At 69.7% G+C, this 5988-nt stretch carries 5 protein-coding genes; 4 read left to right on the forward strand and 1 reads right to left on the reverse strand.

The genetic code is table 11. The annotated features are described in order from the left end of the window. Positions 1–166: 166 nt before the first annotated feature. Genes ACLL9L_RS00005 through ACLL9L_RS00020 form a run of 4 tightly spaced genes read left to right on the forward strand, consistent with a single transcriptional unit; the run spans position 167 to position 5608 of the window. The gene (locus tag ACLL9L_RS00005) at positions 167–1342 is read left to right on the forward strand and encodes a CpaE family protein (protein WP_411282583.1); all 1176 of its coding nucleotides are present in this window, start codon (positions 167–169) and stop codon (positions 1340–1342) included. After that, positions 1339–2727: a CpaF family protein gene (locus ACLL9L_RS00010; RefSeq protein WP_411282584.1), complete on the forward strand. Its 1389-nt coding sequence runs from the start codon at positions 1339–1341 to the stop codon at positions 2725–2727. Before ACLL9L_RS00005 ends, ACLL9L_RS00010 begins: the two co-directional genes overlap by 4 nt. Beyond that, positions 2724–4694: a VWA domain-containing protein gene (locus tag ACLL9L_RS00015; RefSeq protein WP_411282585.1), complete on the forward strand. Its 1971-nt coding sequence runs from the start codon at positions 2724–2726 to the stop codon at positions 4692–4694. The genes ACLL9L_RS00010 and ACLL9L_RS00015 overlap by 4 nt, the downstream gene beginning before the upstream one ends. Further along, positions 4694–5608, forward strand: coding sequence for a type II secretion system F family protein (locus ACLL9L_RS00020; RefSeq protein ID WP_411282586.1), 915 nt, complete (start codon positions 4694–4696; stop codon positions 5606–5608). Before ACLL9L_RS00015 ends, ACLL9L_RS00020 begins: the two co-directional genes overlap by 1 nt. 229 nt (positions 5609–5837) lie before the next feature. Here the strand turns inward: ACLL9L_RS00020 and ACLL9L_RS00025 are convergent. Beyond that, on the reverse strand, positions 5838–5988 hold a 151-nt coding region (locus ACLL9L_RS00025; RefSeq protein WP_411282587.1), incomplete at its 5' end, for a response regulator transcription factor.

Raw genomic sequence — 5988 nt, forward strand, 5'->3', positions numbered from 1 at the left:
CGAGCGTCCTGCTGACGGTGGCCCTGCCGCCCGAGGACGCCACCCGGCTCGTCCACGGCATCCAGACCGGTCGCCTCTATGCGGGTCTTCGGGGCACCGACGTCAAGGTCGACCTGGCCGGATCCGTTTCCGACGCATCGCTCTTCGCAAAGTAAAGGCACCCATCATGACGATCCTCTGGGACAACGAGATCGGCGCAGCCGAGCGATACGCCTTCGCCATCGGCGTGGGCGTGACCACCGTGGAGAACGCCTCGTCAGCGGCTCGCACGCTCGCCGCGGACCCCGACGAGCAGCTCATCGTCATCGGTCCCGACGTCGAGCTGGACGGTGCCTGTGCCCTCATCGAGACCTCCCGCGTCGAGCGCCCCGAGGCGGGGGTCATCCTGCTGCGGCGTCGGCTCGACGTCAGTGTGCTGGGCCAGGCCCTGCGCGCCGGGGCACGGGAGGTCGTCGCCTCGGACGAGCTGGCCAACCTCGCCGATGCCTGCCGACGCAGCCTGGAGCTGACCGACCGGCTGCGCGGCCACGCCGGCTCCGCCGGCGAGACGAGCGGCCGCATCGTCACGGTCTTCTCGGCCAAGGGCGGGGTCGGCAAGACGACGTTCTCGACCAACCTCGGGGCCTACCTCGCGGCGAGCGGTCACCGCACCCTGGTGATCGACCTCGACCTGGCCTTCGGTGACGTCGGCATCAGCCTCCAGCTGCTGCCGACCCAGACCATGGAGGAGGTGGTCGCCATGACCGGGCACCTCGACGAGCAGGGGCTCCGTTCCGTGGTCACCTCACACCCCAGCGGGCTCGATGTGCTCTGCGCCCCGTCCGGACCGGGCGGCGCGGACCGGATCCCGGGTGCCACCGTCTCGGAGGTGCTGCGCGTCGCCCGTCGGCACTACGAGTTCGTCATCATCGACACGCCGCCGGCGTTCACCGACCACGTCCTGGCGGCCTTCGACCTCAGCGACATCCTCGTCCTCATTGCGACCCTCGACATCCCGGCGCTGAAGAACCTCCGTCTCACCCTCGACACCCTCGACCTGCTCGGCAACCCCCGTGAGTCGCGCGTCGTCGTCCTGAACCGGTCCGACGCCAAGGTGGGCCTGCGGTCCGAGGACGTCGTGACGTCGATCAAGCAGGACATCGCCATCATGGTGCCCGGCAGCGTCGACGTGCCCGCTTCGGTCAACCGCGGCGTCGTCATCGTGCTCGACGACCCCCGCCATCCCGTCAGCGTCGCCATCAAGGAGCTGGCTGACCGCCACATCAGGCAGCTGCCGGACTCCGTCGGCCGTCGCGGGCACAGGACCACCAAGCGGCTGATGTCCTGGGGAGGGAAGAAGTGAGCCTTGCCGACCGGCTCGACAGTGCCCGTCGGGCTCAGCAGCCGGTGAACTCGACGGAGGCGTCATCGGCGGCCGTGCCGCGCCCGGTCGCCTCGGTGAGCCGGGTTGCCGATCCCTTCTCCTCCGTCAAGGGCAGCGTTCATCGTGCCCTCCTGGAGTCCCTGGGCCCCCAGCTCTACGACCCCCGCCTTGAGCAGAGCGAGCTCGAGGCCCGCGTCCGTCAGACCCTGCAGACAGTGATCGACCTCGAGCAGACCCCGCTCTCGGCCAGCGATCGGGCCCGGATCGCCCAGGAGGTCTCGGACGAGATCCTCGGCCACGGCCCGATCGAGTCCCTGCTGCGGGACCCGGAGGTCACCGAGATCATGGTCAACGGCGCGGACCGGATCTACGTCGAGCGAGCGGGCCGTCTCCACCCGGTCGACGTACGCTTCACGGACGAGGCGCACCTGCGTCGGACGATCGACAAGATCGTCGGCCGGGTCGGTCGTCGGGTCGACGAGGCGAGCCCGCTCGTCGACGCCCGCCTGCCTGATGGCTCGCGCGTCAACGCGGTCATCCCCCCCGTCGCCCTCGACGGGGCGATGCTGACCATCCGCAAGTTCTCGCCGGACCCGTTCACCGACCGCGACCTCATTGCCTTCGGCACCTTCAGCGCCCAGGTCCGCGACTTCCTTGCGGCCTGCGTCATCGGCCGACGCAACATCCTCATCTCTGGCGGCACCGGCTCGGGTAAGACGACGTTGCTCAACGTGCTGTCGGGCTTCATCCCGGACGACCAGCGCATCGTCACCATCGAGGACGCGGCAGAGCTCCAGCTGCGCCAACACCATGTCCTGCGGCTCGAGTCGCGCCCCTCCAACACCGAGGGGCGTGGCGAGATCTCGATCCGCGATCTGGTCAAGAACTCCCTCCGCATGCGACCCGACCGGATCGTCGTCGGCGAGGTCCGTGACGGAGCCGCACTCGACATGCTCCAGGCGATGAACACCGGACACGACGGCTCGATCACCACAGTCCACGCCAACACGCCCCGCGACAGCCTCTCGCGCCTCGAGACGATGGTCCTCATGGCCGGCATAGACCTGCCCGTCCGCGCCATCCGCGATCAGGTCTCGAGTGGTCTGGACCTCGTCGTCCAGCAGACGCGCCTCAAGGACGGCACCCGTCGGGTCACCGCGATCACCGAGGTCGAGGGCATGGAGACGGACGTCATCACCATGCAGGACATCTTCACCTTCGACTACGGTGCCGGCCGCGACGAGAACGGACGTTTCCGCGGGTCGCTCGTTGCCACCGGACTGCGCCCCAAGTTCGCCAGCGAGCTCGCCGACCAGGGCGTCGACCTCCCGCCTGACCTCTTCGTCCGGGGACGGGCGCTGTGAGCCAGCCACGCCGTCTCACGCTCTGCCTGCTCGCGGCGGTCGCCGTCGCCCTGCTCGGTGTGCCCCGGGCCGCTGCTGCGCCCGAACCCACCCCGGCGCAGCTGACGGGGGTCACCATCGGTGCCGATCGCAGCGTCAGCGGGGTGCTCACCGTCCGTGCCGGTGCCACCTCAGGGGGGGTCGACCCCCGCACCCTCAGCGTCAGCGTCGGGGGGAGCAAGTTCCCGGTCCGCACCGTCCCCATCGCCCAGGCCCGGCGTGCGACGATGATCGTCGTCGACACCAGCGGGTCCATGGGCGCCGCCGGCATGGCGACCGTGCGCGATGCCGTGAACGCCTTCCTCGCCGCCGTCCCGGCGGACGTCGAGGTCGGCCTCATCGCCTTCTCCAGCCAGCCGTCGGTCGTCGCACCGCTCTCCCGCGACCGTGGTCTGGTGGCCCGTGGCGTCGCTGGACTGACGTCGAACGGCGAGACGTCGATCTTCGACGCCGTCAACCTCGGGGTCCAGCAGCTCGGCGCAGACGGCGACCGGAGCATCTTGCTCCTCAGCGACGGCACCGACAACCGCAGTGTCGCCACGAAGCCCCAGGCGATCCAGGCCCTGGCCGGCTCCGGGGTGCGGGCCCACGTCATCGCCTTCAAGACCGGCAGCAGCGACACGGCCGTCCTCGGGGAGCTCGCCGCAGCCGGTCAGGGGCCCGTCACGGCGGCCGAGGACACTGCCGCCGTGTCGACCGCCTTCCAGTCCGCGGCCAAGGCTCTCGAGTCGCAGGTGCGCTGGGTCGTCCAACCGTCCGAGTCGGTCTTCGGTGCCCAGGACGTCGTCCTCTCCGGGACCGCGGGAGGACAGGCCTTCTCGGCCGGGGTCAAGGTCGATCTCGGGGCGGCACCCCGGCGCCTCGGCGTCGCTGAGACCACCGCCCCCCGGGCTGTCCCGGTCGCGCCGCCTGTCCCTGTCGTCGCGCCGGCTGCCGTCGCCCTCGGCCTGCCGCTCCCCCTGCTGGTCGGCGTCCTCGCCGTGTTCATCGGTCTCGTGGGCGGCGCCGCCGTGCTCACGGCACCTCTCTTCCGATCCAAGCGCTCGGTGCGGGTCGCCGCGATCGAGCGTTACCTCAGTCCCACCGCGGCGCCGGTGAGCCGCACCGTGACGCCGAGTGCACTCAGCCAGGGGATCGTGTCCTTTGGCGAGAAGGTCATGCAGGGTCGTGACTCCACGTCCAAGACCATGGCGCTGCTCCAGCGCGCCGACCTGCCGTGGCGGGCGGGTGAGTGGTGGGTGCTGCGGATCATCTCCCTGATCGTGGCTGTCGCCGGCGGGCTGGTGGCGTTCAGCGGCAGCGGCATGGGCACGTTCGGCGTCGTGCTCGGCCTGATCCTGGGCCTCTTCGGGCCCCCCTTCGTCCTGAAGTTCCTGGCCAAACGCCGTTCGACGAAGTTCGAGAACCAGCTGCCCGACGTGCTCATGCTGCTCTCGAGCAGCCTGTCCACCGGCTTCTCACTGCTGCAGGCCCTCGACGCCGTGGCCCGCGACTCGGCCGAGCCGGCCGCCAAGGAGTTCGGGCGCGCCATGGCCGAGTCCCGGATCGGGTCGGACGTCGAGGATGCCCTGGAGCGAATGGCCCTGCGGATGGACAGCGGCAGCATGAAGTGGACGGCAATGGCCATCGGCATCCAGCGGCAGGTCGGTGGAAACCTGGCGGAGACACTGCGCACGACTGTCGGGACCCTGCGCGACCGCCAGTCGATCCAGCGCCAGGTCCGTGCGCTCTCGGCCGAGGGCAAGCTCTCGGCATACATCCTCGTCGCCCTACCGATCGGCATCTTCATGTTCAGTCTGACGACAAACCACGACTACATCGCCCTGTTGTGGAGCAATCTGCTGGGCTGGTCCATGATCGTCTCGGGCCTCGTATCGCTGGTCATCGGCATCTTCTGGATGCGCAAGGTCGTCGAGGTGAAGGTCTGATGCCCCCCGAGCTCCTGCTCCTTAGCGGCATCGTGCTCCTCGCGGTCGCCATCGCGGTTGTGGCATATGCCTTCGGCGGCGGTGCAACCGGCGTCGCCGCGAGCCTCTCCCTCATCGAGCAGCAGGTCAGCACCCGCGAGGTTGGCCGCAACGAGCTCGCGGCCCGCGACCGGCTCCTGATCCCCGTCCTGCGGGCCACCAGGTCACTCGGCGTCAGGCTCTCGCCCGCAGGCGCAGCGGGACGGCTCGGTCACCTGCTCGACCTCGCAGGCAACCCCGCAGGGTGGACCACGGACCGCGTCCTCGGCGCCAAGGGTGCCGCCCTGGTCTCCGGGGCGGTCCTGGGGCTGGTCTTCGGAGGGCTGTCCTTCAAGGGGGTGCTCTTCGCCGTCGCCGGCGCCGCGGCAGGATTCTTCCTCCCGGACCTGCTCGTCTACAACCTCGGCATCAAGCGTCAGGACGACCTGCAGCGGAGCCTCGCCGACGCGCTCGACATGCTGACCGTCTGCGTCGAGGCCGGGCAGGGCTTCGACGCCGCCCTCATGCAGGTGGCCCGCTCGGTCGAGGGCCCCGTGGCCGGGGAGTTCGCCCGCGTCATCTCGGAGATCCAGATCGGCAAGTCCCGAGCGGCAGCCTTCGGATCCCTGGGGGAGCGGACCAAGGTCCCCGCGATCAAGACCTTCGTGAGCGCCCTGGTCCAGGCCGACCGCCTCGGCCTTCCGGTGGCCAGCGTCCTGCGGGAACAGTCGAAGGAGATGCGCTCGGCGCGCCGCCAGCTGGCGGAGGAGAAGGCGCAGAAGGTCCCGGTCAAGATCCTCTTTCCCATGCTGCTGTGCATCTTCCCGGCGCTCTTCATCGTCATCATCGGTCCGGGCGCCATCAGCATCGTCAACGCGTTCAGCGCACTCGGGTGACCAGGATCTGGAGTCGGTCGATCACGAGGAGGGGGGCGGCTGGCCGGACCTCGACGCCCGAGATGCCCGCACGACGGCGCAGGGACAAGCAGCAGCTGGACCTCAGCGTCCTGTGCTTCTCGCTGATCCTCCTCGGAGCCTTCGTGGACTGGCTCCGCCTCATCCTCTGATCGGACGTCCGCAGGGGGGGTCCCCGATCAGCGGGTGGGAACGCTCCACCGGGCGTCGGTCAGGACTTGATGAAGCCCAACCGGATGGCGGCCACGACGGCGCTCGCCCGGTTGTTGGCCTTGAGCTTGTCGTAGAGCTTCGAGATGTGGGTCTTGACCGTCGACTCGCTCATGTAGAGCTGCTTGGCCACGGAGGCGACCGAGTCCCCG

Origin of the sequence: Lapillicoccus sp. (assembly GCF_046595215.1) — a bacterium.
GTDB lineage: Bacteria > Actinomycetota > Actinomycetes > Actinomycetales > Dermatophilaceae > Lapillicoccus.

Excerpts from the sequence above, each read along its gene's own strand:
- ACLL9L_RS00005 (WP_411282583.1), top strand. The coding sequence starts at position 167 with ATGACGATCCTCTGGGACAACGAGATCGGCGCAGCCGAGCGATACGCC.
- ACLL9L_RS00020 (WP_411282586.1), top strand. The coding sequence starts at position 4,694 with ATGCCCCCCGAGCTCCTGCTCCTTAGCGGCATCGTGCTCCTCGCGGTC.